Source organism: Halopseudomonas sp. L-58 (assembly GCF_056859475.1).
Genome location: NZ_JBSXON010000060.1, coordinates 1 through 26129, shown reverse-complemented (window position 1 = coordinate 26129; position 26129 = coordinate 1). Strand labels below are relative to the sequence as shown.

Here is a 26129-nt window from a genome sequence, read left to right as displayed (position 1 = left end):
GCAGCATGGCCGAGCAGGGAACGTCGGTTGACTGGCACGGCATTGACCCGGCCAGCGCGCTTGAGCGTCTGGACAGTACCGATCACGGGCTGAGTCAGGCCGAGGCGCAAACGCGGTTGCAGCAGCACGGTGCCAACGCCCTGCCGCCAGCACCGCCGGAACCGGCCTGGCGGCGCTTTGCCCGCCAGTTTCAGAACACGCTGATCTATGTGCTGCTGGTCAGTGGCGTGATCAGTTTGCTGATGGGCCATCGGGTCGACGCCGGGGTGATCTTCGGCGTGGTGCTGATCAACGCGCTGGTGGGTTTTGTGCAGGAGGGCAAGGCAACCGCCGCCTTGCAGGCCATTCTCGGCATGACCCGCACCCGCTCGCTGGTCTGGCGCGATGGCCAGCTGCGGACCGTCGACAGCAGCGAGCTGGTACCGGGTGATCTGGTCAGCCTGCAGGCGGGCGACAAGGTGCCGGCGGACCTGCGGCTGGTGCAGTTGAAGGATCTGGCCTGCGACGAATCCATGCTGACCGGGGAGTCGGTGCCGGTGCGCAAGCACCTGGCGGCGACGGCGGCCGCCGCGCCGCTGGCCGAGCAGCACGGCATGGCCTTTATGGGCACGCTGGTGACCGCTGGCGTTGGCCGCGGTCTGGTGTGCCGTACCGCCGCCCAGACCGAAATAGGCCGCATCAGCGAGCTGACCCGTCAGGCCACCCTGGTGGATACCCCACTGCAGCAGCAACTGGCGCGCTTCGCTCGCCAGCTCAGCATCCTGACGTTGATTATTGCCGTGCTGACCATTGTGGTCGGCAACCTGCTGCGAGGACTGGCGCTGGACGACATGGTGCAGGCGGCTATCGGTATCGCCGTGGCGACCATTCCCGAGGGGCTGCCGGCGATTGTCACCATCGCCCTGGCCATCGGCGTGCAGCGCATGGCACGGCAGCAGGCGCTGGTGCGGCGGCTGCCCAGCGTCGAGGTACTCGGCTCGGTCGATGTGATCTGTTCGGACAAGACCGGTACCCTGACCGCCAACGCCATGACCGCCCGCCAGTGTGTGACTGCGCTGCAATTGCACCGCATCGAAGGCGATGGCTATCGGCCCGAGGGCAGCATCATGCCGCCGGCAGACGCTGCCCTGATTGCTGCCGCGCGGGTGGCACTGCTCTGCAACGACGCCAGCCTGTCGCAGGAAAACGGCCAATGGCAGCTGCATGGCGACCCGACCGAGGGTGCACTGCTGGTGCTGGCGCGCAAGGCGCTGCCGCAGTTCGGTCAGGTGCTTGAACAGTGGCCGCGGGTCGAGGAGCTGCCGTTTGAAAGTGAGCGCCGCTATATGGCGACCCTGCACCGTTGTGACAGTGAGCCAACCGCCCTGCTGGCGGTCAAGGGCGCGCCGGACCGGTTGATGATGTGCTGTGAGACGCAGTTCGGTGCCAACGGTCCCGAGCCGCTGGATCTGGCCTGTTGGCAGGCCGAGCTGAAACGCCTTGGTGCCGAGGGGATGCGGGTGCTGGCGCTGGCCGAGCGACGGTTACCGGCCGATGTCCACGCCGAGCACGGGCTGGTCGAGAAGGGCCTGTGTCTGCTGGCGCTGATCGGCATCAATGACCCGCCCCGACCGGAAGCGATCGACAGCATCGCCCGATGCCATCAGGCGGGTATCCGGGTCAAGATGATCACCGGTGACAACCCGCTGACCGCGGCGGCCATCGGCGCGGAGATGGGGCTGAATGTCGAGCGGGTGCTGACCGGTGCCGAGCTGGATCGACTCGACAGCAAGGGGCTGGACGAGGCCGCGTCTGCTGTCGATATCTTTGCCCGCACCAGCCCGGCCAACAAGCTGCAGCTGGTCGAGGCGCTGCAGCGTCAGGGGCGGGTGGTGGCGATGACCGGTGACGGGGTTAATGACGCACCGGCGCTGCGTCAGGCCAATATCGGCATCGCCATGGGCGGCAAGGGTACCGATGCGGCGCGTGAAGCGGGTGACATGGTACTGACCGACGACAACTTCGCCACCATCGCCCACGCGGTCGCTGAAGGCCGCACCGTCTACGACAACGTGGTCAAATCGATTCTCTACATCCTGCCGACCAGTCTGGCCGAGGCGACGGTGATCATTTTCGCCATCCTGCTCGGCTGGACTCTGCCGATTACCCCGGCGCAGATTCTCTGGATCAACATGGTGACCACGGTCACGCTGGCGCTGGCGCTGGCCTTCGAGCCACCGGAGCCGGGGGTGATGGCGCGTCCGCCACGGCCGGCCGGCCAGAGCCTGATCAGTGCCGAGCTGGCCTGGCGCACGCTGCTGGTATCGGTCTGGGCCGCGGGGCTGGTGTTCTGGCAGTTCGGCGATTATCTGCGCCACGGGGCGTCAGTCGAGCTGGCGCGGGCGGTCGCGGTCAACACGCTGGTAATGATCGAGGCGGTGTATCTGATCAACTGCCGCTTCCTCGATGCCTCGGTGCTGACACCGGCAATCTTCCGCCGCGCCGGGCCGATGCTGGGAGCCATCGCCGGGGTAGTGGTGCTGCAGTTGCTTTACAGCTACCTGCCCTGGTCGCAGCAGCTGTTCGGGCTGGAGTCGCTGTCAGCGGCAGACTGGCTGCGGCTGACAGCAGTGGCTCTGTCGATCTTTGTGGTGGTCGAGCTGGAGAAGGCGTTGCGCCGCTGGCAGGCGGCGCGTCACTCAGCGCGCCAGTAGCAGCGGATCGCCCTCGCCCCTGAGCACCGCCTGTTCGGCCTTGCCGAGCAGGTCGTCCAGCGGGCGGTTCAGCAGCTGTGCTGCCTCGGCGACCAGATGCGCCCAGCTCTGGCGGTTGGCGAACTGCATGCCGAAGGTATCCAGCGTGCCACCGCGGTTGCGGTAGCCGAGGAAGCGACTGGTGCGCGGGCCGGTGTCGAGGCGCCGCAGCACCCCGGTCATCACCTCGGCATGGCCGTGGCAGACGAACAGCCGGCAGCGCGCCGCCGGGATCTGCCGGGCCAGCTCGGCGTCGCTGTGCACCACCGCCTGTTCCATGGCGTCACGCCCCTCGCGCAGCAGCCCCGGCTCGATGATTGCCACCTCGCTGCAGGGCACGCCGTGATAGCGCAGGTGCTGGGCGGCTTGACGCACCGCCTGCAGCTGGTAGGCACCGACGGCTAGCAGTTGCAGTTCGGCACCCGGATCGGCATTCAGCACGGCAAAGCCGGTTTCCGCGGCCGCTTCGGCTTCGGGCACGGTGAGGCAGGCTTCCACCGGATTTTTCGGGGCGACGATCAGCGCCACCTTGCCGTGGCTGGCGTAGACCTTGCGCATCACCGCGACGGCGCTGTGGCTGTCGACCGGAAAGTAGACCGGGGCGCCGTCGCTCATCTCTTGCAGCCAGGCGTCGCACAGGGTCGGGTCTTGGTGGGACTGCTCGTTCTTGCCGTTCTCCCAGGTGTGCGAGGTGGCGATGATCGGCACGCTGAGCCAGCCGGGGGCGCGGCCCAGTTCGCGGGCGTGGCGGCTGAAGATCAGCTCCTGACGCATGGCGCCGAGCATTTTGACCGCAAAGGCTTCATAGCTGACGGCCAGGTTGATGCCCTGGCGGTTGGCCAGTGCCGCGGAGACCACGGCCTCCTCGTTCAGCGCGGTGATCACGCTGCCCTGCAGACCTTCGGCGATGCCGTCTTCGGCGGCGGTGACCCGGTGCAGCAGCTGATCGAGGGTCTGGTTCATGCGGTTGCTGCGCATTTCATCCGGGTTGCCGACCCGCACGCGCAGCTGCGGATTGGCGCGAGTCAGGGCACAGAACCACTGGTCGATGGCGGCCATCGGCGCAGCGGGCTGTTCAGCGGCAATCGGCGGCAGTCGTGGTGTGGGGACCAGAATGCGAGCCAGCGGATGATCCTTCTCCTGCGGACGCTGCTGCTGGCTGTGGGTGTTCAGGGCGGCGACCGCGGCGCGCAGCTCGGCTTCGTCCACGTGCAGCGCGGCGATGCCCTGATTGAAGCGCTCGCGGGCGGCTTCGTTGACGGCCGGGTTGTCGACCAGCGGCAGGTTGTGGGCGGCGTTGGTGCCGGCGCCCGGAAAGCCGAAGCCCTTGACGGTTTCGGCGATGGCGTAGGGCAGGCGCACCGGGTATTCCGCGTCACCTTTGATGACGGATTCGTGGGCGCGGCGCAGGCTGCGGGCCATGCTGATGATGGCCCAGGCAAAGGCGGCCGGATCGCGGCCGTCGATATCGATCGGGTCAAAGCCGTTGAGCGTCAGATGCTCGCGCAGCCAGTCGACACCGCCAACCTGCGCCATGGTCGAGCGCTGGTCGATACGCCGGCCGTTGGCGATCATGATCGGCATCACCAGCCCGCTGTCTTCACCGCGCCACCAGCGCGGCGCCCAGTCGCTGCCGCGCTGCTCCTCGAAGGCGCCGTCGCTGAGGAAGGTCACCAGTTCCTGCCCCGGCAGCGGCATGTGTACGTACTGCAGGCCGGCAAAGCCGAGGTAGCCGCCTTCGCTGATGCCGCCGCCGGTGTGCGGATTGACGTGGCTGCCAAGCGGTACCGCCGGGCGGCCTTCGGCATCAATGGCGTAGCTGTAGAAGTCCTGGCAAAGCTGGCTGAGCCCGGCATCGCTGAACGGGTAGCGCTCGGCCTGCGCCGCGTCGGTGTTGCCCAGCAGCACGTTGACCGCATCAATCGCCGCCACGCAGTGCCCTTGGCCCATCAGCCAGCTGCGGGTAGTGCCGGTCAGGGCGTTGGCCAGCAGGTAGCCAACGTAGGCCGGCACCATGTTCAGCGCGCCGCCGGTGTGGCCTTCGGGCTGGGGTTTGAAGTCACTCTGGGCGAGCGGGCGGCCGTCCAGATAGACCTGGCGGGCGTAGGTCATGTGCGCCACCTGGCGCATCGCCGCATTGCACAGCCGGTCGGCGGCCTTGAGCAGCAGCGTAGCCTGAGCCACGGTGCAGGTGCCATCGGCGGCCAGCTCTGCAAGCAGGTCGCTGATGCGGTCACGGGTCAGAAAATCGTGGTGAATGACGCCGAAGCCTTGGCTCCAGTCGTGCAACGTATCGGTCATGCTGGGTCTCCTTGCCCTGTCTGTCTGCCACGTTAGCAGAGAAAACCGCGGCTGCCTTGCGCTGGGTCACGAAGGCGGCATTTGCGATGGCTGCGGGCGATCTTCGGCAGGGGCAAACGCACAAGCACCCGCATGAAGCGGGTGCAGGGTACCTGTGGCCAGCCGGACGCTACAGCTTGGGTCGGCGGCCCATGATGAAGGACACGATAAACAGCACCAGAAAGACCAGAAACAGAATCTTGGCGATCCCGGTCGCGGTGCCGGCGATGCCACCAAAACCGAGAACCGCAGCGATGATGGCAATGATCAGAAAGGTAATGGCCCAGCTTAGCATGGTCGTTCTCCTTATCAGCAGATCCCGAGCGCTACGGTTTGATGCGCCACAGGTTCCGGGGACGCCGGGGTGGCATCTCGCCACCCCGGCCGGTCGGTTATTGCGCCTTCTTCAGGTCGCGCATCAGGTCATGGCAGGCGCGGACCTTGGGCATTTCGCTGACCAGTTCGGCGCGCAGGTCAGGATCGTTGCTCTGCATGGCGTCTTCGAATGCGTGCAGGATGCGATCCTCGGCCTCTTCCAGCTGGGCGATGTAGGTCGCTTCTTCATCACTGGACAGCGCCGCCCGGGTATCGGCGTATACCTGGCGAACCTTGCCGGTGAGCGTGCCGCCGCTGGCCGGTGTTTCCTGGTTGGCGGCAACGCGTTTTTCCAGGGCGATGATCACATTGCTTTTGGCCTGTGACATGTTGCTGAACAGGGTCTTGAGCTCGCTGCTCTTGACCTCATCGCGGGCATGTTCGTAGAAGCGTTTGCCGTCGCGGGTAATTTCGATCAGTTCGTTCAGTTGAGTGGCTGTGTTGCTCATGATCGTTCTCCGTCTCTTGGGTATATGTGACAGATGCGGGCGCCAGCCGGGGTAAGGCTGGCGCCGGGTGATCAGTTGGCGGTGCGCAGGTTCTCTGCACTCACGCCCTTGACGCCGCGGATGTTCTTGGCGGTCTCGATGGCCAGCTCTTTCTCCGCCTGGGTCATAACCGTACCGCCCAGCGCAACGACGCCGTTATTGGTATCGACCGAGATATCCAGGCCGCTGAGGTTGCTGCTGAGCAGGTAGCTGGACTTCACCTTGCTGGTGATCCAGGCGTCACTGATCGCAGCGCCTGCCTCATCGGCGGCGTTCTGCGCCTTGGCGGCGGCGGTGGCTTCACCGTCGACGCGGATCTGGTTGTCGACGCGATGCACGCCTTCGGTGTCCTTGGCCAGCATGCCGGCCAGATCCTTGGCTTCCTCGCTCTGGGCGGTACCGGTCAGGGTGACGACACCGCCGCGGGTATCGACATTAATGTCCAGACCTTCGGTATTGCTGTTCCACAGCAGCTTGGATTTGATGCTGGCAGTGGTGGTCGCGTTGCTGAAGCTTTGCGACATGCTCGGTGTGCCGGCAGTCTGTTCCTTGCGCTTGGCGTCCGGGTTGACGGTCAGCTGGTTGTCGACGCGCTGCACGCCTTCGATGCTCTTGGCGACCTGCTCGGCGAGGTCACGATCAACGTCGCTTTCGACTTCCCCGCTCAGGGTTGCGACGCCGCTTTCCACATCAACGTCGATGCTGAAGGGGTTGAGGTGACGGTTCAGGGCGATGGCGGTCCAGATCGAGCCTTCCTGACGCGCCTCGGTCAGATCACCGTCCGCAGCATGGGCGGCCAGCGGCATCATGCCCATCAGGCTGGCGGTGGCAGTGGCGAGTGCGATGGTTTTCAGCTTGTTCATGGGTGTCTCTCCTGTAATTGGTTTCCATCGGCGGCCTTTTCGTCGACCGTTGTGAGGATGATTGCAGGGCCTGTGCCAGCTTTTTTATTTTCAGCAAATCCTTTTAAATCAGATGGTTATGGTTCTTTGGCGGAATGCCATGACATGCGCATTGCACGAATGGGCAATATGGGTCGTGCAATTTGCAAGCGAATTTGCTGTCTATCTCCCGTAGGCTGGACAGCGTGCTGCGGTGATGCACCCGACAGCTCGCTACACTGCCTATGGCAGCGGCCCGCAGTGGTTAGGCCCGTCGCTGAGGTTGGTCCTTTTTCATTACTAGTCGGAGTCTGTTCCCATGTATGCGCGCGTACTTGCTGTTATGCCTTTGTTGCTGTCGCTGGCGGCTTGCCAGGGCGCAGCAGTCAAACCGGATTATGATCTCACTCACGACTTTGCCGGCGACCAGACCTGGGAATGGGCCGAGCCGCGGGTGGAGTTTCGACCCAGCGATGATCCGCGGATCGGTGGTGAGTTGATGGCTGGCCGGATAGAACAGGCAGTGGCCGAGCAGCTCGACGCCCGCGGCCTGCGCCCGGTGCTCGAGAGCAAGGCGGCTGATCTGCAGGTCAAGAGCTATGTGCTGGTGGAGAAGCGGCAGGAGAACGTCACTACCAGCTTTGGCGGCTACTGGGGCACCGGCTGGGGCGGGTTCTGGGGCGGCCCGGCGGTTCAGACCTACCCGGTGGATTACCGTCAGTTGACGCTGCAGATCGATCTGCTTGATGGCGACACCGGCCGGCTGGTCTGGCGCGGGATTGAAAGCGAGCGCATGAGCGAACGCGAGCTGACGCCAAGCCAGCGCGACGAGCAGGTGCAGCGGCTGGTGAGCCGCATCCTGGCGGCGTTTCCTCCGTATTAAAGCGAGGCAACCATCGCCTGATCGCCGCGCAGCTTGGTGACATCCGCGCGCGGCGGTGCGCCAAACATGCGGCGGTACTCGCGGCTGAAGTGTGAGGGGCTTTCATAGCCAACCCGGTAACTGGCGGTTGCCGCTTCCAGCCCCTCGGTCAGCATCAGGCGCCGGGCTTCGTGCAGGCGCAGCTTCTTCTGAAACTGCACCGGCGACATGCGGGTGACCTGTTTGAAGGTATGGAACAGGGTCGACTCGCTCATGTTCACGTCTTCCGCCAGCTCCCGTACCCGCAGCGGTTCGGCAAAGCGGTCTTTCAGCACGGCAATGACCTTGGAGATGCGGTGGGCCTGGGTATCGGTGGCGACAAAGTCGCGCAGGCGCCAGCCCATTTCGCCCATCAGCGCCCGATAGATGATCTCGCGCCGCACCAGTGGCGCCAGAACGCGCGCATCGGTTGGCGATGACAGCAGCGCGACCAGTCGGGTCATGGCCTGCAGAATGCCGGTATCCAGCGGCGCCACGCACAGCCCACAAGACGCCGCCGGGCAATCCCGTTGCTGATCCAGTGGCGGCAGTTCATCGCCCAGTTCCAGCACCAGCTCGGCGATCTCCTGCTGATTGAGCGATAGCTTGACCGCCAGATAGGGCGCGTTCGGGGTGGCATCAATGACGCAACCGCCGACCGGCAGTTCGACTGCCGAAATCATGTAACTCAGGGGGCCGTAGAGAATCTCCTTGTCGCCCAGCTGCACGGTTTTGCTGCCCTGGGCGATGACACAGAGCGCAGGTTCATAGACGACGGAACTGAAGCTGGTCGGCTGGTCTGCACGGTAGACCTCAAGCCCGGGAATACGCGTTTCATTGATCCCCTCGTTGATCGCATGCTCGCTGACCAGGTCGGCCAGCTGGCGGCACATGGGCAGGTCCAGTGGCGCTGGCTGAGTGTTGTCGTGTGACACGGTCAATGACCTCCTTCGGAGTTTCGCGACAGTATACGCAGATCAATTGATAACCAGATTACAGTCTTCAGGCAATTGCAGGATCAGGCAATAAGCTTGCAGGATTGCGCAAATCCTTGTGCGGTAAGGCTTGTTCTGCTCCTTTTGGGCGCTTTCTGTTACAGGGTCAGTGCTTGCTACAGCAGAATTAGGCGATTGCCAAATTCTCCGTATTTACAGAATTAGGCAATCTTCGCGCAGGACCGAGCTACCTGAGTGTGGCCCGTCGCACGTATCGTTTACGCCATACCCGATCCCCTCCAACCAACCGACGTGCCCCTCGGCGCGCGGGGATCCCTTTTTTTGCCTGCCAACTATTGCCCACAACACAGGGAGCGATGGATTACATGAACACGCATGCTTTTAACGGCTTTGCCCGTGCTGGCGCGGTCACCGCGCTATTGCTGCTACTGGCTGGTTGCGAGGCCAGCGGCGACCAGGCCAATAACCCGAACTTACCGGCTCCTGAGGTCGATGTGGCGGTGGCGCAGCCGCGCGATGTGACCCTTTGGGACAGCTTTACCGGCCGTATGGCTGCACCGGAAACCGTGGAGCTGCGAGCCCGCGTCAGCGGTTACATCGACAAGGTGGCTTTTGCAGAAGGTGAGCTGGTCAAACAGGGTGACGTGCTGTTTGTCATCGATCAGCGCCCTTATCAGGCGCGCCTGCAGATGGCCCGAGCGGAAGTGGCACGCGCCCGCAGTCAGGTAACGCTGGCCGCGCGCGAAGCGCAGCGGGCCGAGCAGTTGTGGGAGCGTCGGGCTATTTCCCGCGAGGAGCTGGAGCAGCGCAGTGCCGCCCGCAGTATCGCGCAGGCTGCGCTGGCCTCGGCCGACGCCGCGCTGGATAACGCCGAGCTGGAACTCGCCTACACCGAGGTCAAGGCGCCGGTTTCCGGGCGCATGGGGCGCGCGGAGATCACCCGCGGCAATCTGGTGACCGCTGACACATCCTTGTTGGCGACGCTGGTGTCGGTTGACCCGCTGTATGTGTACTTCGAGAGTGATCAGCAGACCGTCGAGGATAACCCTCACGCAGAGGCGGCTTCGGTGCCGGTGCGCCTGGGGCTGGGTAGTGGTCAGGATTACCCCTATCAGGGTCGGCTCGACTTCGTCGACAACCAGTTCAACGCCAGTACCGGCACGCTGCAGTACCGAGCGGTGATCGCCAACCCCGAGGGGCTGTTCCGTCCGGGGCAGTTTGCCCGGGTGCAGATGCCGGTCGCGGCTGCCCGGCAGGCGATTCTGATCGACCAGAAGGCGGTGTTGACTGACCAGGATCGGCGCTATGTCTACGTGCTGGACGAGCAGAACCGGGCGACTCGCCGCTTTGTCGAGACCGGCCGCCGGGTGGATGGCCTGCTGGTGATCCGTGGCGGTTTGCAGGCCGGCGACCGGGTGGTGGTCAATGGACTGCAGAAGATTCTCTATCCGGGTTTCGAGGTCGCGCCGCAGCTGGTGGCGATGGACCGCAGCCAGCCGGTTCGCAACGAGGTAGCGCTGCAGACGGCGTTCTGACCCTGACCTGATTTTCCCCTTTTAACGATATTGCTGGGGCGTGCTCTCTCGAGCACGCCAAGGGAGCGTATTGCCGTGAATATTTCACGTTTCTTTGTCGACCGGCCGATCTTTGCCTCGGTGCTGTCGATCATCATCTTCGTGGTTGGCCTGATCAGCATCCCGATGCTGCCGGTCAGCGAGTATCCGGAGGTTGTGCCGCCCAGCGTGCTGGTCAGCGCGAGCTATCCGGGTGCCAACCCCAAGACCATCTCGGAAACCGTCGCCACGCCGCTGGAGGAAGCCATCAACGGCGTGGAAGACATGATCTACATGAAGTCGGTAGCCGGCAGTGACGGCAGCCTGGCGCTGACCGTGACCTTTGCCCTGGGTACCGACCCGGATCAGGCGCAGGTGCAGGTGCAGAACCGGGTCTCGCAGGCCCTGCCGCGCCTGCCCGAGGATGTACGTCAGCTAGGGGTGACCACGCAGAAGCAGTCGCCCAACCTGATGATGGCGGTGCATCTGATCTCACCGGATGACAGCCTGGATGCGACCTACATTCGCAACTATGCGGTGCTGCACATCCGTGACGAGCTGGCGCGCATCCCCGGTGTTGGTCAGGCCGGCCTGTTCGGTGCCGGCGACTATGCCATGCGCCTGTGGGTTGACCCCCAGCGTGCGACCTCCCTCGGCGTTACCGCCGGCGATATCGTCGCTGCCGTGCGCGAGCAGAACGTGCAGGTGTCGGCCGGGCAGATCGGCGCACCACCGATGCCGCAGGGCTCGGACATGCTGATTTCGATCAACGCCAAGGGGCGTCTGGACAGTACCGAAGCCTTTGGCGATATCGTGCTGAAGACCGGTGCTGACGGCGAGATTACCCGCCTGCGTGACGTAGCCCGAATCGAGCTGGCGGCGCAGGAAGACGCCCTGCGCGCCCTGCTCGACGGCCGTCAGGCGGTGGCCCTGCCGATCTTCCAGTCACCGGGCTCCAATGCCCTGGATGTGTCTGCGGCGGTACGTGCCAAGATGGCCGAGCTGGCTGAAGACTTTCCCGAGGGCCTGAGCTGGGAAGTGGCCTACGACCCGACCGTGTTTGTCAGCACCTCCATCAGCTCGGTGATCACCACCTTGCTCGAAGCGGTAGCGCTGGTGGTGCTGGTGGTCATTCTGTTCCTGCAAACCTGGCGCGCGTCGCTGATTCCGCTGCTGGCGGTGCCGGTGTCGATTGTCGGCAGCTTTGCCGTGCTGCTGATGCTGGGCTTCTCGATCAACACCCTGACGCTATTTGCCATGGTGCTGGCGATCGGCATTGTGGTGGACGACGCCATCGTGGTGGTCGAGAACGTCGAGCGTAACATCGAGCAGGGGCTGGCTCCGCTGGCGGCGGCGCATCAGGCGATGCGTGAGGTCAGCGGCCCGATTGTGGCGATCAGTCTGGTGCTCTGCGCGGTGTTTGTGCCGATGGCGTTTCTGGATGGCATTACCGGCCAGTTCTATCGCCAGTTCGCCGTGACCATTGCCATTACCACGGTGATTTCGGCGATCAACTCGCTGACCCTGTCGCCGGCGCTGGCTGCTACCCTGCTCAAGCCCCATGGCGCCGAGCCGGATCTGCCGACCCGGGTAATCAACCGCAGCTTCGGCTGGTTGTTCCGCCCGTTTAACCGCTTCTTCCAGCGTAATGCCGAGCGCTATGAAGGGCTGGTAGGCCGCAGCCTTGGACGACGCGGCATGGTGTTTGTGGTCTATCTGCTGCTGTTGGGTGTCACCGTGGTGATGTTCCGTCAGGTGCCGGGTGGCTTTATCCCGGTTCAGGACAAGACCTACCTGATCGGCAGCATCCGCCTGCCCGAAGGCGCCACACTGGATCGGACCGAGGCGCTGGCGCGTCAGGTCAGCGACCTGGCACTGGAAACCGAGGGCGTGGCCAACGCGGCGGCCTTTGTCGGCTTTAACGCGCTGCAGGGCACCAATACGCCGAACGTCGGTACCGTGTTTATCCTGTTTGACGACTTTGACATTCGCGAGCGCACGGCCGATGAGATTGCCGCCGAGATCAACGGCAAGCTGGGGCAGTTGAAGGAAGGCTTTGCCATTTCCTTTATGCCGCCGCCGGTGTTTGGCCTGGGCGCGGGGTCGGGTTATTCGCTGTACATCCAAGATCGCCGCGGCAATGGCTACGGTGCGCTGCAGCAGGCGACCGACAGCATGGCTATGGCATTGAGTCAGACGCCGGGGCTGGGCTTCCCGATTACCTCCTATCAGGCCAACGTGCCGCAGCTGGACGCTGAAGTAGACCGGCTGCAAGCCAAGGCGCAGGGCGTGCGCCTGGATGAGCTGTTCGGCACCCTGCAGCTGTATTTCGGCGCGCAATACATCAACGACTTCAACCTGTTTGGCCGGACCTATCAGGTGCGTGCGCAGGCTGATGCGCCGTTTCGCGATGAGCCGAGTGACCTGGACAGCCTCTACGTGCGCAACGCCGCCGGCGAGATGGTGCCGCTCAATACCATGGTCAGCCTGACGCCGAGCTTCGGCCCGGACCCGGTGATCCGTTACAACGGCTACCCGGCTGCTGATCTGATCGGCCAGTCCGATCCGGCCATGCTGTCGTCCACCGAGACGCTGGATACGGTCACTGCGGTTGCAGCCAAGGCGCTGCCGCCCGGCATGCAGATTCAGTGGACCGATCTGAGCTTCCAGCAGGTCAATCAGGGCAGCGCCGCGCTGGTGGTGTTCCCGGTCGCGTTGCTGCTGGTGTTCCTGGTGCTGGCGGCGCTGTACGAGAGCTGGGTGATGCCGCTGGCGGTGATCCTGATCGTGCCGATGTGTCTGCTGGCGGCGATGCTCGGGGTCTGGTGGACCGGTGGTGACGCCAACATCTTCGTCCAGGTCGGTCTGGTCGTGCTGATGGGGCTGGCGTGCAAGAACGCGATCCTGATTGTCGAGTTTGCCCGCGAGCTGGAGATGCACGGCATGGAGACCGTCAAGGCCGCGCTGGAAGCCAGCCGCCTGCGTCTGCGCCCGATCATCATGACCTCGGTGGCCTTTATCGCCGGCGTGCTGCCGCTGGTGCTGGCCGCTGGCGCCGGCAGCGAAGTGCGCAACGCCATGGGGATTACCGTCTTTACCGGCATGCTCGGTGTGACCCTGTTCGGGTTGCTGCTGACGCCGGTGTTCTATGTGGCGCTGCGCAAACTGGCTGGCACCTCGCTTGCCGTTGAGCCGACAGCGCACGCGGAGGAAAAAAATCATGCATAAGCTGTTACCTCTGGCCCTCAGCGTGATGCTGACGGCCTGTGCGGTGGGGCCCGATTACCTGGCGCCGGAGCCGGTGCCGCTGGCCGGTTTCAGCCAGGCCGATGCAGTGGCCGACCAAAGTCAGGACAGCGAGAAGCGCTTCTGGTCCGGCTTCAATGACCCGCAGTTGGCGGCGCTGATCGACCGCGCGCTGGCGCAGAATCTGGATCTGCAAACCCTGCTGGCACGTTATCAGGGGGCTGAAGCGCTGCTGCGCGGCGCCCGTCGGGACCGCTGGCCCAGCGTGACCCTGCAGGGCAGTGCCGGCGAGCAGCGCCTGGCCGAAGTCGAGCGCAGTGAGCCGAGCAGCGACCGGGTCGAGCAGTACTCGCTCGGCGCGGTGGCCAGCTGGGAGCCGGACTTTTATGGTCGTCTGCAGCGGGCGGTGGAGGCCGGCGAGGCGGATCTGCAGGCCAGCGCCGCAGACCTGCAGGCGCTGCAGGTCACCATTGCCGGGCAGGTCGCCAGTGGCTACTTCACCCTGCGCGGCCAGCAGCAGTTGCTGGCCGTTGCCGAGCAGAATGTCGACCTGCAGCAGCAATCACTGGATATCGTCACCGCCAGGCTGGATGCCGGCCGCGGTACCGAGTTTGATCGGGTGCGAGCGCAGGCGCAGCTGGATGCCCTGCGCGCGGCGGTGCCGCAGCGTCAGGCCGATGTGCAGCTGAGCCTGCACCGGCTGGCAGTACTCACCGGGCAACCACCGGCGGCGCTCAATCAGCAGCTGGCAGAGGCCCGCCCGCTGCTGGCCATGCGTGCGCGCATCCCGGTTGCTACCCCGGCCGAGGTGCTGCGCCGGCGCCCGGATATACAGGCAGCAGAACGCCGTCTGGCGGCGGCGACGGCAAGGATTGGCGTAGCGACTGCGGACCTGTTCCCGCGCTTTACCCTCGGCGCGCTGCTCGGCTCGGTGGTGGGCAGCGACGGTGACCTGTTCAGTGCCGGGGCGCAATCGCGCGCGGTGACCCTGGGCATCGACTGGACGTTTCTTGATGTGGAAGGTGTGCGGGCACGCATCGCCGCGGCCGACGCCACCGGCGCCGAGCGGCTGGCGCAATACCAGCAGACCGTGTTGCTGGCGCTGGAAGAAACCGAAAACGGCTTGGTGCTCTACCGCCACGCGCGGGAGCGCGGCCGCTGGCTGCAGGCTTCCAGTGAAGCGGCGCAGGCGGCGGTTGATCAGGCGCGGCTGCGCTACGAGCAGGGCTATATCGAGTACTTCGAAGTGCTGGATGCCGAGCAGCAACTGACCGCTGTGCGCAGTGATCTGGTGCAGAGCCGGATTGAGGCAGCGACCGCCATGGTCAGCGTCTATCGTTCCCTCGCCGGAGCCCCGCCGGTACCCGCGGCGCAGGGTCACGGCATGCCATGACCGGACGGCCTTGCAGACGGCGCTGGGCGAGGTGGTCCAGATCGCGCGGTGGAGAAGCCTGTGGCGTTCTCCACCCTACGAGTCATCGGCGGAAGCTTAGAAGTTGGCGGGTGTCGTCGCGCTGATCAGCACGCAGGGCTCGTCGAACGGGTTACGAAAACGGTGCGGCTGGTTGCTGTCGAAGTAGTAGCTGTCGCCGGTTTCCAGTACATAAACCTCGCTGCCGACGGTCACTTCCAGCTGGCCGCTGACCACGGTGCCGGCTTCTTCGCCTTCGTGGTTGAGCATGTCCGGGCCGGTATCGGAGCCGGGTGGGTAGGTCTCGTTGAGGAAGGAGAAGGCACGGTTGGGGTGACCCTTGCCGACCAGTTTCATGGTGACTTCGTTGGAGCCGATATCCAGCAGTTCGTCGGCGCGGTAGATCACCTTGCGTTGGGTGTCTTCCTCCAGCTCCAGCGAGAAGAAATCGACCAGCGACATCGGGATGCCTGAGAGCACTTTCTTCAGTGAACTGACCGAGGGGCTGACGCTGTTTTTCTCGATCATGGAGATAGTGCTGTTGGTGACGCCGGCGCGTTTGGCCAGTTCACGTTGGGATAAACCTTTGAGTTTGCGGATGGTTTTGAGACGGGCACCAACGTCCAATGGCAGATTCCTCCGGGGAATGGTCGGACTGAACGCCGCAGGGGGGCATTCGACCGGGGGATAATTGCACGGCTGTTCAGAATTTTCAACAGCCGTGCCGCCGCCATCACCCAATGTAGTGACGGGGTACCCGGTTCAGGTTGCAGAACAGCTGGTACGGGATGCTGTCGGCCCAGCCTGCCACTTCACTGGCGTTCAGGCCATCACCCCAGAGGGTGACGCTGCTGCCCAGTCCGCTGCCGGGCAGGTCGGTTAGTTCGACGGTCAGCATGTCCATTGATACCCGGCCGATCAGTCGGCTGCGCTGGCCATCGACCAGCACCGGTGTGCCGTCTTTGGCGTGGCGTGGATATCCGTCGGCATAGCCCATGGCAACCACGCCGACGCGGGTTGGCCGGGTGGTAATGAAGCGTGAGCCGTAGCCGATCGGCTCGCCCGCTGGCAGCTCGCGCACGGCAATGATGCGCGAGGTCAGTTGCATCACCGGACGCAGTTTGGCGGCATGCTCCTGCTCGAACTCGAACGGGGTTGCGCCATACAGCATGATGCCGGGGCGCAGCCAGTCGTTGTGGGCCTGCGGCCAGGCCAGCACGCCGGGCGAGTTGCACAGGCTGGCCGGGCCATCGAGCCCGGCAGTGGCGGCGGCGAAGGTCGCCAGCTGCTGTTCGGTACGACCGGTGTCGGGCTCGTCGGCGCGGGAGAAGTGGGTGATTTTGGTCAGGCTGGCTACCTGTGGCAGCGCGGCCAGACGGCCCCAGATCGTGGCGTATTCCTCGGGGCTGAAACCAACCCGGTGCATGCCGCTGTCGAGCTTCAGCCAGATGTGCAGCGGTCGGCTGAGGTTGGCCGCTTGCAGTTGCTGCAGCTGGGCATCGTGGTGCAGCACCGCCCAGAGGTCATGCTCGGCCAGCAGTGGCAGCTCGTCGGCATCGAACCAGCCTTCGAGCAGCAGGATCGGGCCGCGAATGCCGGCTGCGCGCAACTCCAGCGCTTCCTCGATGCAGGCGACGGCGAAGCCGTCGGCATCGGTCTGCAGCGCTTCGGCGCATTGAACGGCGCCATGCCCGTAGGCGTTGGCCTTGACCACCGCCAGCGCCCGGCGCTCGGACAGCGACTTGGCCAGTTGATAGTTGTGACGCAGGGCAGACAGATCGATCAGGGCTTGGGCTGGGCGCATGGGCAAGGCATCTTGAATAAAAAAGACGGGGCAATGTGCCCCGTCAGAATATCAGACACCACTGAACGCGTGGGAGCGGTGACTGAGAGGGTGAAACAGGTTTTGCCGCAACCTCAGGGCAGTGCAGCGACGACTGACATCTCGACCAGAATTTCCGGCTCACACAGCTTGGCTTCGACGGTCGCGCGGGCAGGGGCGGTGCCGGCGGGCAGCCACTGATCCCAGGCGCTGTTCATGGCTTCAAAGTCGGCGTCGATGTCTTTCAGGTAAATGGTCACCGACAGGATGTTGGTCTTGTCGGTACCCGCCTCGGCCAGCAGTTTCTCGATCTCTGCGAGCGTGCTGCGGGTCTGCTCGGCGGCATCCTTGGCAAGGTCGTCATCGGCGGCCACCTGACCGGCAAGATAGACCGTGTTCTGGTGAATCACGATCTGACTCATGCGGTGGTTAGTGTGCAGACGCTGGATGGCCATGGTGCTGGTGTTCCTTGTGGTTGGTGTAGCGGTCAAAGCTGTAATCGCCGGCGTTCAGCGCCGGCTTTTCGCCGGACAGCAGGTCAGCCAGCAGTTTGCTGGAGCCGCAGGACATGGTCCAGCCCAGGGTGCCGTGACCGGTGTTGAAATACAGGTTGCGCAGACTGCTGGTGCCGATGATCGGCGTGCCGTCCGGGGTCATCGGGCGAAAGCCGGTCCAGAAGGTCGCTTCGGCCACCTCGCCACCCTGCGGGAACAGGTCGGAGACAACCATTTCCAGTGTTGCGCGACGCTTTTCTTTCAGGGTGTCGTCAAAACCGGTCAGCTCTGCCATACCGCCCACGCGGATGCGGTCGGCGAAGCGGGTGACGGCAACCTTGTAGGTTTCATCCATGATGGTGGAAACCGGCGCCATGGCGTCATCCGCCACCGGCAGGGTCAGCGAGTAACCCTTGACCGGGTAGATCGGCAGGTCAAAGCCGAGCGGACGGGCCAGTTTCGGCGAGTAGCTGCCAAGGGCCAGTACATAACGGTCGGCGGTCAGTACTTCGCCGCTTTCCAGACGTACGCCGTTAATCTGGGCGCCGTCGCTGAGCAGTTCGTCGATGGCACAGTTGTAGCGGAACTCGACGCCCAGCTCGGCGGCTTTGGCGGCCAGGCGGGTGGTGAACAGGTGGCAGTCGCCGGTCTCGTCGTTCGGCAGGCGCAGCCCGCCAACGATCTTGTCGGCGCTGGCGGCCAGGCCGGGTTCTACGCGCACGCAGCCTTCCCGGTCGAGCACCTCGTACGGCACGCCGCAGCGTTCCAGCACGGCGATGTCCTGGGCAGCGGCGTCCATCTGCTTCTGGGTGCGGAATACCTGCAGGGTGCCCAGCTCGCGGTGTTCGTAGTCGACGCCGCTGTCGGTGCGCAGATCCATCAGGCAGTCGCGGCTGTATTCCGCCAGGCGCATCATGCGTTCCTTGTTGATCGCATAACGGGCTTCGGTGCAGTTGGCCAGCATCTGGACCATCCAGCGGTACTGATGCGGGTCGCTGGTCGGGCGGATGGACAGCGGCGGATGCTTGGCCAGCATCCATTTGACGGCCTTGAACGGCACGCCCGGTGCGGCCCACGGGGCGGAGTAGCCGGGGGAGATCATGCCCGCGTTGCCGAAGCTGGTTTCCAGGCCGGCGCCCGGCTGGCGATCAACCACGGTGACCTGATGGCCGGCGCGGGCCAGATACCAGGCGCTGGTAACGCCGATGACGCCACTACCGAGGATGAGAACCTGCATGACATTGCTCCCGGAAAATTTGCTGTGAATTTGCCCTTGGGCGATATCGCTATTCTATGGCAAGTGATCTGGTCTGATTTTTCGTTTATTTTGCCTGTTACAGAGCAAGATTCTTTTGTGAGTACGTTTTTCAGGGGTATTTTATGAAAACCAGAAAGGCCTCCAGTCGCGAGCTAGATCGGATTGACCGCCACATCCTGCAATTGCTGCAGGAAGAGGGGCGGATGTCCTATGTGGAGCTGGGCGAACGGGTGGGGTTGTCGACCACTCCGTGCATGGAGCGGGTGAAGCGGCTGGAGCGGGAGAAGTTCATCCTTGGCTACGGTGCCCGGCTCAACCCGCACAAGCTGCAGGCGAACCTGCTGGTGTTCGTGGAGATCAGCCTCTACTCCAAGTCTGCCGACATCTTCGACGACTTTCGCCGCGCCGCGATCAAGCTGCCGCATGTGCTGGAGTGTCATCTGGTATCGGGTGACTTCGATTACCTGATCAAGGCGCGCATTTCCGAAATGGCGTCCTATCGCAAGCTGCTGGGCGACATCCTGCTGCGTCTGCCGGGTGTGCGGGAGTCGAAAAGCTACATTGTCATGGAAGAGTTGAAGGAGACGCTGGCGCTGCCGATTCCCGATGCAGACTGAGCGGGATTGTCGGGCCGGCGGTATCTGGTTATGCTGGGCGTCAATTTTTATTTACGCTGTTTCACGATTTCAAACGCCAACGACCGCTAACGGATAGCCCCATGCTGCGCAGTTCAACCCATACCCACGAGCACGCTCCTTCGTATTACGCCGCGACCACCAACCAGCAGCTCGGGCTGCCGGTCCTGCAGGGGGAGGAGCAGGCCGACGTCTGCATCGTTGGCGGTGGCTTTACCGGCGTCAACACCGCGCTGGAACTGGCCGAACGCGGGCTGTCGGTGGTGCTGCTGGAGGGGCATCAGATCGGCTGGGGCGCCAGTGGCCGTAATGGTGGTCAGCTGATTCGCGGCGTTGGTCACGATGTTGACCGGTTCGAAAAGCAGATTGGCGCAGACGGCGTACGCAACCTCAAGCTGATGGGCATCGAGGCGGTCGAAATCGTCACCCAGCGGGTGGCACGTTTCAACATCGACTGCGATCTGACCATGGGCTACTGCGATCTGGCCAACAAGCCGGCGCACATGGAGGGCTTTCTCGCCGACCGCGAGGAGCTCAAGTCGCTGGGCTATCGTCACGATATGACTATCATCGAGCGTGATCAGCTGCATACCGTGGTCGGCTCCGACCGCTACATCGGCGGCATGACCGACATGGGCTCAGGCCACCTGCACCCGCTCAATCTGGTGCTGGGTGAGGCGGCTGCAGCGCGGCAGCTGGGTGCGCGCCTGTTCGAGCATTCGCCGGTCACCCTCATTGACTATGGCGACACCCTGACCGTGCATACCGCAACTGGGCGGGTACGGGCCAAACAGCTGGTGCTGGGCTGCAATGCCTATATGGGACAACTGAATCCGAAACTCGGCGGCACCGTGATTCCGGCCGGCAGTTACGTGATTGCCACCGAACCGCTGGGCGAGGAACGCGCGCGCAGCCTGATCCCGCAGAATATGGCGTTGTGTGACCAGCGCGTGGCGCTGGATTACTACCGCCTCTCCGCCGATCACCGTCTGCTGTTCGGCGGTGCCTGTCACTACTCTGGCCGCGACCCGGCAGACGTAGCGGCCTACATGCGGCCGAAAATGCTCAAGGTGTTTCCGCAGCTGGCGGATGTGAAAATCGATTACCAGTGGGGCGGCATGATTGGCATCGGCGCCAACCGTCTGCCGCAGATCGGGCGCCTCGATGACCAGCCGAACGTGTTCTACGCCCAGGCCTACTCTGGCCACGGCGTCAACGCCACCCACCTGGCCGCGCGGCTGTTGGCGGAGGCCATTACTGCCCAAGCTGGCAGCGGCTTCGATATCTTTGCCAAGGTGCCGCATATGGCCTTCCCGGGCGGTCAGCGCTTCCGCGCGCCGCTGCTGGCGATGGGCATGTTGTGGGAGCGGACGAAAGAGCTGTTTTGACCCCGCGCGCTTGGGCGCGCGGGGAGCTGCAAGCTGCAAGCTACAAGCTAAACAAGCGTGAGCTGGCAGCAAAGTCGTGCGCTGCGGGGTTCTACTTGCGGCTTGAGGCTTGCGGCTTGTCGCTCGGGTTTAGGTCGATCAACCCCCACGGCAGTTCGGCCACCTTGGCTGGGTGAGCGCTGAGGTCGATCAGGTCGCCGTTGGCGGGTATCAGCCCGCCCAGTCCCAGCTCGCGTCCCAGCGCCATGTGTGCCTGCTGGTGGTAGCGCTCGCCGTGTACGGGGAGCAGGTGGCGGGCCTTCAGCCAGTTGTAGAGCTGGCGCAGGTCGTCTTGTGGCGGGTGGCCAGAGGCGTGCACATCGGGTTGCATGTCGTCGTCGATCAGTTCGACGCCCTGCTCTTTCAGACCCTGCTTGATGCGCTCCAGTGCCAGTTCGTTGCCGGGAATCAGGCGCGAGGAGAAAATCACCGTGTCGCCCGGCTCCAAGCTCAGCTGCGGATGGCTGCCGGCGGCCAGCCGGCCGAGCGCGGCCCCGGGTTCACCCTGGCTGCCGGTGCAGACCCAGAGCTGCTGCTCGCGCGGCAGATGGCCCAGTTCCCATGGCCCGATGTAACCGGGACGCCCAGGCAGATAGCCCTGGGCGCGGCCAATGCTGTGCATGTGGGTCAGGCTGCGGCCGAGCAGCGCGGCGTAGCGGCCGCAATCGAAGGCAATGTCTGCCAGACTGTGCAGGCGCGCCAGGTTGCTGGCAAAGCAGGTGACGATGACTCGCTGGCGGCAGGGCCGAATGGCGTCCTGCAGGCCATTTTGCACCGTGGCTTCGGAGCGACTGGCGCCGGGTACTGGGGCGTTGGTCGAGTCGCCGATGATGACATCAATGCCGGCTCGGCCCAGTTGCTGTAAGCGGGCCTGCGCGGTCAGCTCGCCAACGACCGGATGATTGTCTAGCTTCCAGTCGCCGCTGTGGTACAGGCGCTTGCCGGCAACCTCCAGCACGATGGCGTGCGACTCGGGGATCGAGTGGGTGACCGGAATCCATTCGGCCTGAAAGGCGCCGATGCCGATGGGCTCCAGCGGGCGTATTTCCTGCAGGCGCGGCCAGGTCAGGCCGGGATCAAGCTTGGCGCGAATCAGCTGGGCGGCAAAGGGGCTGGCGTAAATCGGACAATCCAGCGCACGCCACAGGTGCGGAATGGCGCCGATGTGATCTTCATGCCCGTGGGTAATCAGCAGCGCCGACAGCTTGATGTCGTGCCGCTCCAGTGCGGACAGGCTTGGCACCGAAACACTGTTGCGCCCGCTGGGTGTCGGATTCAGGGCAAAGCCGCAGTCCACCGCAATCCATTCGCCACCCGAGCCGTACAGATAAAAGTTCGCCCCGAACATGCCAGCGCCGCCGAGGGCCACAAACCAGGGGCCGGGTTGGCGGTGGAGTTGATCGAAGCGGGCGCGCATTGGGAAGCCTTATATCGGTTGTGAAGCGGGAACTGACAGCTTCAAGCCTCAAGCTTTAAGCTGCAAGTAAAAACCGTGTGGTGTTGAATCGTGAGGGTTTTACTTGCAGCAACAGGCGGCAGTATAGGTGAGCCGAAAACAGTTGCTGGGTCTGCGGCCGAGCGCATCCTGATTTTGCTTGCCGCTTGCCGCTGCTTTTAGCCAAAAAACCAATAACATACCCCAATGGCGGTAAGCATGCCGGCCAGGTCGGCCAGCAGGGCACAGCCGAGGGCGTGGCGCACGCGGCTGATGCCGACCGCGCCAAAGTAGACCGCCAGCACATAGAACGTAGTCTCGGTGCTGCCCTGGAAGGTCGCGGCCAATTGGGCGGCGAAGCTGTCGACTCCGAAGGTGTTCATGGTCTCGATCATCATCGCGCGTGAACCGCTGCCCGAGAGTGGCTTGATGAACGCGGTGGGCAGTGCGTCGATAAAGCGGGTGTCCCAGCCAAGCCCCTCTACCAGCCAGCGGATACCATCGAGCAGTGCGTCGAGCACGCCGCTGGCGCGCAATACGCCAACGGCGACCAGCATGGCGACCAGAAATGGCAGCAGCGAGATGGAGACCTCGAAACCCTGTTTGGCCCCCTCGATAAAGCTGTCGTACACGTTGACCTTACGCAGTGCCGCGATCAGCAAAAAGGCGATGACGATGCCGAACAGGGTGAGATTGCCCACCAGGGTCGAGGTCGCGGCCAGTGCTTCAGCCGACAATCCGGCGAGTATCGTCAGCAGCAACCCAAGCGCTGCTGCACCGGCGGCCAGATAGGCCAGCACCACAGGGTCCCAGAGTTTCAGCCGCTGGATCAGGGCAACGCTGAGCAGGCCAACCAGGCTGGAGGCGCTGGTTGCCAGCAGAATCGGCAGAAATACTTCGGTCGGATCGCTGGCGCCCTGCTGGGCGCGGTACATAAAGATGGTGACTGGCAGCAGGGTGAGCGATGAGGTGTTCAGCACCATGAACAGGATCTGCGCGTTGCTCGCCGTATCCTTGCTGGGATTCAGGCTTTGCAGAGCGTGCATGGCCTTGAGGCCGATGGGGGTGGCGGCGTTGTCCAGCCCCAGCACGTTGGCGGCAAAGTTCATGGTGATATGACCGAGGGCGGGATGCCCGCTGGGCACCTCGGGCATCAGTCGGCGGAACAGTGGATCAAGCAGGCGCGCCATGACGGCAATCAGGCCAGCGCGTTCGGCAATCTGCAAAAAGCCCAGCCACAGGGTCATGGTGCCGACCAGCACCAGAACGATCTCGACGCTGAGGCGGGCCATATCGAACAGTGCGGCGACCAGCCGGCTGAATACATCCGCGTCACCCAGCCCCAGCCATTGCCAGAGCGCGGCGGCGAAGGCACTGAGGAAAAAACCAAGCCAGATCCAGTTGAGCATGGGCCTGTCAGTCCCCGCTGGCGCTGCAGGGGGGCAGGCGCGGAGGCAGGCTGTTGGCGTCCGGGTCGAACCACTGTGGCGCCGACTGGTTCAGCAGGATGCTGGCCTGGCCCGGTACCAGCGCGGCCAGAATGGCGGCGGTTTCGCTGTCGGGTAGACCGTCGAAGCGGGCGGGGCGAAAACGCATCTGGAACGCCGCAATCACGTTGCGGGTTGCCTCATCCAGTTCGCCATGCAACGGAGCGTCGTAGCCCCAGTCGTGCAGGGCGTTCTGGAACCAGCTGATAGTCGGTATACGCCCGCCCAGCCAGTGCTGCATGACGCGTTGACGCTGAGGGTCTGGGCCGACGGCGACGCCGGCGTCGATCAGTTGCTGCCAGGGGAAAAGCGGCCCCGGATCGACCTTGCGCTGGGGAGCGATATCACTGTGTCCGAGCACATTTTCCGGGCTGATGCCGTGGCGTTGCTGGATATCGCGCAGCAGCCGAATCAGCGCATCAATCTGACGCGGATCCCAGGGCGGCCACCGGCGGCAGCTTGCCTGGTCGATATAGCCCGGGTGTACCAGCTCAATGCCGATCGAGCTGCTGTTGAGCCAGGTTCTGCCGCGCCAGCTGCTTTCTCCTGCGTGCCACGCCCGACGGTTCTCGTCGACCAGCCGGTAGATAACCGGATCATGGTCGCTGATCAGATAGTGGCTGCTGACGTCCTGCTCGGTCAGGGTATGCAGCGAGCGCTCGAACCCGGACGAGGTGTAGTGCAGGACGATATATTGGCTGCGACTGTCCTGGCTGCGAGCCTGATAGCGGTCATCAATAATGAGTGCCGGGCTGCAGGCGTTGAGCAGCGCCGCGCAGAAGAGCAGCAGGGTAAGGCGCAGGGCATGGCTCATGGTGAATCGGCGGCGACTATCCGGTTGCGGCCGGCTTCCTTGGCCTGGTACATGGCTCGGTCTGCGCGCTCGAAGGTGCTGTCCAGAGTGTCGCCTTCGCGGAACTCGGTGAAACCGATGGAGATGGTCACCGGCACCGGTTCGTTCTTGAAGTGGAACGGGGCGTGTTCAATCCCGTTGCGCAGCTCTTCCAGTGCGGTGGCTCCCTGCTCAGGCGTGACGCCCGGCATCAAGATGACAAACTCCTCACCACCAAAGCGGCCGATGAAGTCGGTCTTGCGCAGTCGCCGCGAGAGTTGCTGGGCAATCAGTCGCAACACCTTGTCGCCTGCCAGATGACCGAAACGGTCGTTGATCGACTTGAAGTGATCCACGTCCAGCACCACCAGCAGCAACCGGCCGCCATAGCGTTGCCAGCGCTCGTGTTCCTCTTCCATGCGGCGCTGCAGTCCGGCGCGATTGGCCAGCCCGGTCAGGCTATCGATCATGGCCTGGCGGCGCTGCTCCTCCAGGTGGCGGCGGAAGGTCTGCGCTTCTACCTCCATCACCTGAATGCGCTCGACCATGGTGGTGAGCTGTTGCGAAACCTTGTTATCACGTTCCTCGCGCAGTTCACGGGCGCGGTCGATGTTTTCCAGCAGGGAGTTGAGTCGCAACTCCACATTGGCCTTGAGTGAGCTCAAATCGTCTGCGTCGCGCACGTTCTCATTGAGGTCGGCGACCTGGTTGCGAATATCGCCGGCCAGTTCCCGTTCCGCCTCAAGTGAGCCGTTGTAGTTGGTGTGCGCTTGCTCAAGATTGCCCTGGAACTGGCTAAGACGCTGGTTCAACTGCTGCAGATAGCCCTCAAACTCCGCCTGGCGACTCTGCTGGGCTCCCAGTATCAAGCCGGTCAGGCTGTCGAGCAGCGCAGCCAGTTCATACCAGTTGAGCCCGCGACTGACCTGCTCACGCAGGCGGTCGCGAATGGTCTGCTGGACTTCTATCACCTGCAGCTCGTTAAGCAGGTTCAGCAGGATAGACTCGATATGGGCGGCGACCTGGGAGAAGCTCTGTTGTTCTCCGCTGATCACACCTGTGATGGCCGGTTGCTCTGGTTCGACAGGCCCGGCCTGATCATCTTCGTGATGCGCGAGTTGTTCGCTCGCCTCAGGCAGAGGGCCCGCCTGGCTGGGTTCATTGTCAGCGCGGCGTTCACCTCGACCGAACAGGCGCCCCCACAGGCCGGCGGTTTCTGCTTCCGGCTCGGACTGGAGGATCTCGCCCTGCAGTTGCTGAAGGTCTCCAAGAATGCTGTCGAGCTGGCGTGGCAGCTCACCCAGATCAGTCAGGCGGCGACCGAGCGTGCGCAGTGCCTTGGCTGCGTCCTTCGGCGGTTCGCTGTCCTGCAGTTGGTCGATGATGGTCTGCAGGCTTTTGGCGATATTGCTGGCGCGCTCCTGACGTTTCTGGTCCGCGGTGAGTACGGCATGTTCCAGCTTGGGCAGCAGGTCGGCCAGCATGCTGGGTGGTGCATCCGCCCGCAGGGCGCGACGCAACTCGTTCAGGCGCTTGTCCAGCAGGGGGTCGATGCCTGATGCGGCAATACTGACGCGAACCAACCCTCGCTTGAGCAGTTCCGTCTGCTCGCCGGGCTCAACAGTCTGGCAAGAGCCTTCGGCGATAGGGTGGATATCCGGCATGGGGGCTCCAAGGATTGGTGTCTCAGAGATTATAGGTGATGCAGATGTTCTGACTAGGGCCTGTTAACGCTAATTAGCTTCAAGTCTCTCCATGTGTGATACTTCGCGCATGGAAATTACCCCCGAACAATTCTCGATCATTGAGCATTGCTTCCCGCGACAGCGGGGCAACGTAAGTCTGTCCAACCTGAA

20 protein-coding genes are annotated in these 26129 nt (G+C 63.8%); 7 read left to right on the top strand and 13 right to left on the bottom strand.

Annotation, left to right across the window (positions count from 1 at the left end):
• The first annotated feature begins 5 nt into the window (after nt 1-5).
• Nucleotides 6-2693 (top strand): cation-translocating P-type ATPase, encoded by a 2688-nt coding sequence (locus AC13EY_RS09595; protein ID WP_335598835.1) that lies wholly within the window; start codon nt 6-8, stop codon nt 2691-2693.
• On the opposite strand, the gene AC13EY_RS09590 is transcribed toward AC13EY_RS09595, so the two are convergent.
• From AC13EY_RS09590 to AC13EY_RS09575, 4 genes are all read right to left on the bottom strand, one after another.
• Nucleotides 2679-5033 carry a phosphoketolase family protein gene (locus AC13EY_RS09590; RefSeq protein ID WP_228245593.1) on the bottom strand — a complete coding sequence of 785 codons (2355 nt, stop codon included), beginning with the start codon at nt 5031-5033 and terminating at the stop codon, nt 2679-2681. The two genes, AC13EY_RS09595 and AC13EY_RS09590, sit on opposite strands and share 15 nt — an antisense overlap.
• A 169-nt stretch (nt 5034-5202) precedes the next feature.
• On the bottom strand, nt 5203-5367 hold the full coding sequence (locus tag AC13EY_RS09585; protein ID WP_088276880.1) for a DUF1328 domain-containing protein: 165 nt from the start codon (nt 5365-5367) through the stop codon (nt 5203-5205).
• Nucleotides 5368-5464: 97 nt separating this feature from the next.
• Nucleotides 5465-5896, bottom strand: coding sequence for a ferritin-like domain-containing protein (locus AC13EY_RS09580; RefSeq protein WP_228245594.1), 432 nt, complete (start codon nt 5894-5896; stop codon nt 5465-5467).
• Between the two features lie 71 nt (nt 5897-5967).
• Entirely contained in the window at nt 5968-6798 is an 831-nt protein-coding gene (locus tag AC13EY_RS09575) for a BON domain-containing protein (RefSeq protein WP_228245595.1), read from the bottom strand.
• A gap of 337 nt (nt 6799-7135) precedes the next feature.
• Between AC13EY_RS09575 and AC13EY_RS09570 the strand changes: the two genes are divergently transcribed.
• Entirely contained in the window at nt 7136-7699 is a 564-nt protein-coding gene (locus AC13EY_RS09570) for a DUF4136 domain-containing protein (protein WP_228245596.1), read from the top strand.
• Here the strand turns inward: AC13EY_RS09570 and AC13EY_RS09565 are convergent.
• Entirely contained in the window at nt 7696-8652 is a 957-nt protein-coding gene (locus AC13EY_RS09565) for an AraC family transcriptional regulator (RefSeq protein ID WP_228245597.1), read from the bottom strand. The two genes, AC13EY_RS09570 and AC13EY_RS09565, sit on opposite strands and share 4 nt — an antisense overlap.
• Nucleotides 8653-9038: 386 nt before the next feature.
• On the opposite strand from AC13EY_RS09565, the gene AC13EY_RS09560 reads away from it, so the two are divergent.
• From AC13EY_RS09560 to AC13EY_RS09550, 3 genes are all read left to right on the top strand, one after another.
• A complete protein-coding gene (locus tag AC13EY_RS09560; protein ID WP_228245598.1) occupies nt 9039-10208 on the top strand; it encodes an efflux RND transporter periplasmic adaptor subunit in 1170 nt (389 codons plus the stop codon).
• Between the two features lie 75 nt (nt 10209-10283).
• The gene (locus AC13EY_RS09555; RefSeq protein ID WP_228245599.1) at nt 10284-13454 is read left to right on the top strand and encodes an efflux RND transporter permease subunit; all 3171 of its coding nucleotides are present in this window, start codon (nt 10284-10286) and stop codon (nt 13452-13454) included.
• A complete protein-coding gene (locus tag AC13EY_RS09550) occupies nt 13447-14865 on the top strand; it encodes an efflux transporter outer membrane subunit (protein ID WP_482876204.1) in 1419 nt (472 codons plus the stop codon). The genes AC13EY_RS09555 and AC13EY_RS09550 overlap by 8 nt, the downstream gene beginning before the upstream one ends.
• A gap of 96 nt (nt 14866-14961) precedes the next feature.
• On the opposite strand, the gene AC13EY_RS09545 is transcribed toward AC13EY_RS09550, so the two are convergent.
• From AC13EY_RS09545 to AC13EY_RS09530, 4 genes are all read right to left on the bottom strand, one after another.
• On the bottom strand, nt 14962-15510 hold the full coding sequence (locus AC13EY_RS09545; protein ID WP_228245601.1) for a cupin domain-containing protein: 549 nt from the start codon (nt 15508-15510) through the stop codon (nt 14962-14964).
• A 106-nt stretch (nt 15511-15616) separates the two neighbouring features.
• Nucleotides 15617-16687, bottom strand: a complete 1071-nt coding sequence (gene alr / locus AC13EY_RS09540) for an alanine racemase (protein WP_228245602.1) — start codon at nt 16685-16687, stop codon at nt 15617-15619.
• Between the two features lie 113 nt (nt 16688-16800).
• Entirely contained in the window at nt 16801-17160 is a 360-nt protein-coding gene (locus AC13EY_RS09535) for a RidA family protein (RefSeq protein ID WP_228245603.1), read from the bottom strand.
• Complete coding sequence (locus tag AC13EY_RS09530; RefSeq protein ID WP_228245604.1) at nt 17135-18436, bottom strand: D-amino acid dehydrogenase; 1302 nt, start codon at nt 18434-18436, stop codon at nt 17135-17137. Before AC13EY_RS09530 ends, AC13EY_RS09535 begins: the two co-directional genes overlap by 26 nt.
• Nucleotides 18437-18579: 143 nt before the next feature.
• Between AC13EY_RS09530 and AC13EY_RS09525 the strand changes: the two genes are divergently transcribed.
• Both AC13EY_RS09525 and AC13EY_RS09520 read left to right on the top strand, forming a co-directional pair.
• A complete protein-coding gene (locus AC13EY_RS09525) occupies nt 18580-19074 on the top strand; it encodes an Lrp/AsnC ligand binding domain-containing protein (protein ID WP_088276904.1) in 495 nt (164 codons plus the stop codon).
• A 101-nt stretch (nt 19075-19175) separates the two neighbouring features.
• Complete coding sequence (locus tag AC13EY_RS09520) at nt 19176-20480, top strand: NAD(P)/FAD-dependent oxidoreductase (RefSeq protein WP_228245605.1); 1305 nt, start codon at nt 19176-19178, stop codon at nt 20478-20480.
• A 91-nt stretch (nt 20481-20571) separates the two neighbouring features.
• On the opposite strand, the gene AC13EY_RS09515 is transcribed toward AC13EY_RS09520, so the two are convergent.
• The 4 genes from AC13EY_RS09515 to AC13EY_RS09500 all read right to left on the bottom strand — a co-directional run bounded on the left by AC13EY_RS09515 (nt 20572) and on the right by AC13EY_RS09500 (nt 25937).
• On the bottom strand, nt 20572-21936 hold the full coding sequence (locus AC13EY_RS09515) for a ribonuclease J (RefSeq protein WP_228245606.1): 1365 nt from the start codon (nt 21934-21936) through the stop codon (nt 20572-20574).
• Nucleotides 21937-22133: 197 nt separating this feature from the next.
• Nucleotides 22134-23363, bottom strand: coding sequence for a nucleoside recognition domain-containing protein (locus AC13EY_RS09510; protein WP_228245607.1), 1230 nt, complete (start codon nt 23361-23363; stop codon nt 22134-22136).
• A 7-nt stretch (nt 23364-23370) separates the two neighbouring features.
• Complete coding sequence (locus AC13EY_RS09505; RefSeq protein WP_228245608.1) at nt 23371-24255, bottom strand: N-acetylmuramoyl-L-alanine amidase; 885 nt, start codon at nt 24253-24255, stop codon at nt 23371-23373.
• On the bottom strand, nt 24252-25937 hold the full coding sequence (locus AC13EY_RS09500) for a GGDEF domain-containing protein (protein WP_228245609.1): 1686 nt from the start codon (nt 25935-25937) through the stop codon (nt 24252-24254). The genes AC13EY_RS09505 and AC13EY_RS09500 overlap by 4 nt, the downstream gene beginning before the upstream one ends.
• Between the last annotated feature and the right edge of the window lie 192 nt (nt 25938-26129).

Bases quoted from the DNA above. Each gene is read 5' to 3' on its own strand.
- AC13EY_RS09595 (WP_335598835.1), top strand. From the start codon at position 6: ATGGCCGAGCAGGGAACGTCGGTTGACTGGCACGGCATTGACCCGGCC.
- AC13EY_RS09590 (WP_228245593.1), bottom strand. From the start codon at position 5,033: ATGACCGATACGTTGCACGACTGGAGCCAAGGCTTCGGCGTCATTCAC.
- AC13EY_RS09585 (WP_088276880.1), bottom strand. From the start codon at position 5,367: ATGCTAAGCTGGGCCATTACCTTTCTGATCATTGCCATCATCGCTGCG.
- AC13EY_RS09580 (WP_228245594.1), bottom strand. From the start codon at position 5,896: ATGAGCAACACAGCCACTCAACTGAACGAACTGATCGAAATTACCCGC.
- AC13EY_RS09575 (WP_228245595.1), bottom strand. From the start codon at position 6,798: ATGAACAAGCTGAAAACCATCGCACTCGCCACTGCCACCGCCAGCCTG.
- AC13EY_RS09570 (WP_228245596.1), top strand. From the start codon at position 7,136: ATGTATGCGCGCGTACTTGCTGTTATGCCTTTGTTGCTGTCGCTGGCG.
- AC13EY_RS09560 (WP_228245598.1), top strand. From the start codon at position 9,039: ATGAACACGCATGCTTTTAACGGCTTTGCCCGTGCTGGCGCGGTCACC.
- AC13EY_RS09550 (WP_482876204.1), top strand. From the start codon at position 13,447: ATGCATAAGCTGTTACCTCTGGCCCTCAGCGTGATGCTGACGGCCTGT.
- alr (WP_228245602.1), bottom strand. From the start codon at position 16,687: ATGCGCCCAGCCCAAGCCCTGATCGATCTGTCTGCCCTGCGTCACAAC.
- AC13EY_RS09535 (WP_228245603.1), bottom strand. From the start codon at position 17,160: ATGGCCATCCAGCGTCTGCACACTAACCACCGCATGAGTCAGATCGTG.
- AC13EY_RS09530 (WP_228245604.1), bottom strand. From the start codon at position 18,436: ATGCAGGTTCTCATCCTCGGTAGTGGCGTCATCGGCGTTACCAGCGCC.
- AC13EY_RS09525 (WP_088276904.1), top strand. From the start codon at position 18,580: ATGAAAACCAGAAAGGCCTCCAGTCGCGAGCTAGATCGGATTGACCGC.
- AC13EY_RS09520 (WP_228245605.1), top strand. From the start codon at position 19,176: ATGCTGCGCAGTTCAACCCATACCCACGAGCACGCTCCTTCGTATTAC.
- AC13EY_RS09515 (WP_228245606.1), bottom strand. From the start codon at position 21,936: ATGCGCGCCCGCTTCGATCAACTCCACCGCCAACCCGGCCCCTGGTTT.
- AC13EY_RS09510 (WP_228245607.1), bottom strand. From the start codon at position 23,363: ATGCTCAACTGGATCTGGCTTGGTTTTTTCCTCAGTGCCTTCGCCGCC.
- AC13EY_RS09505 (WP_228245608.1), bottom strand. From the start codon at position 24,255: ATGAGCCATGCCCTGCGCCTTACCCTGCTGCTCTTCTGCGCGGCGCTG.
- AC13EY_RS09500 (WP_228245609.1), bottom strand. From the start codon at position 25,937: ATGCCGGATATCCACCCTATCGCCGAAGGCTCTTGCCAGACTGTTGAG.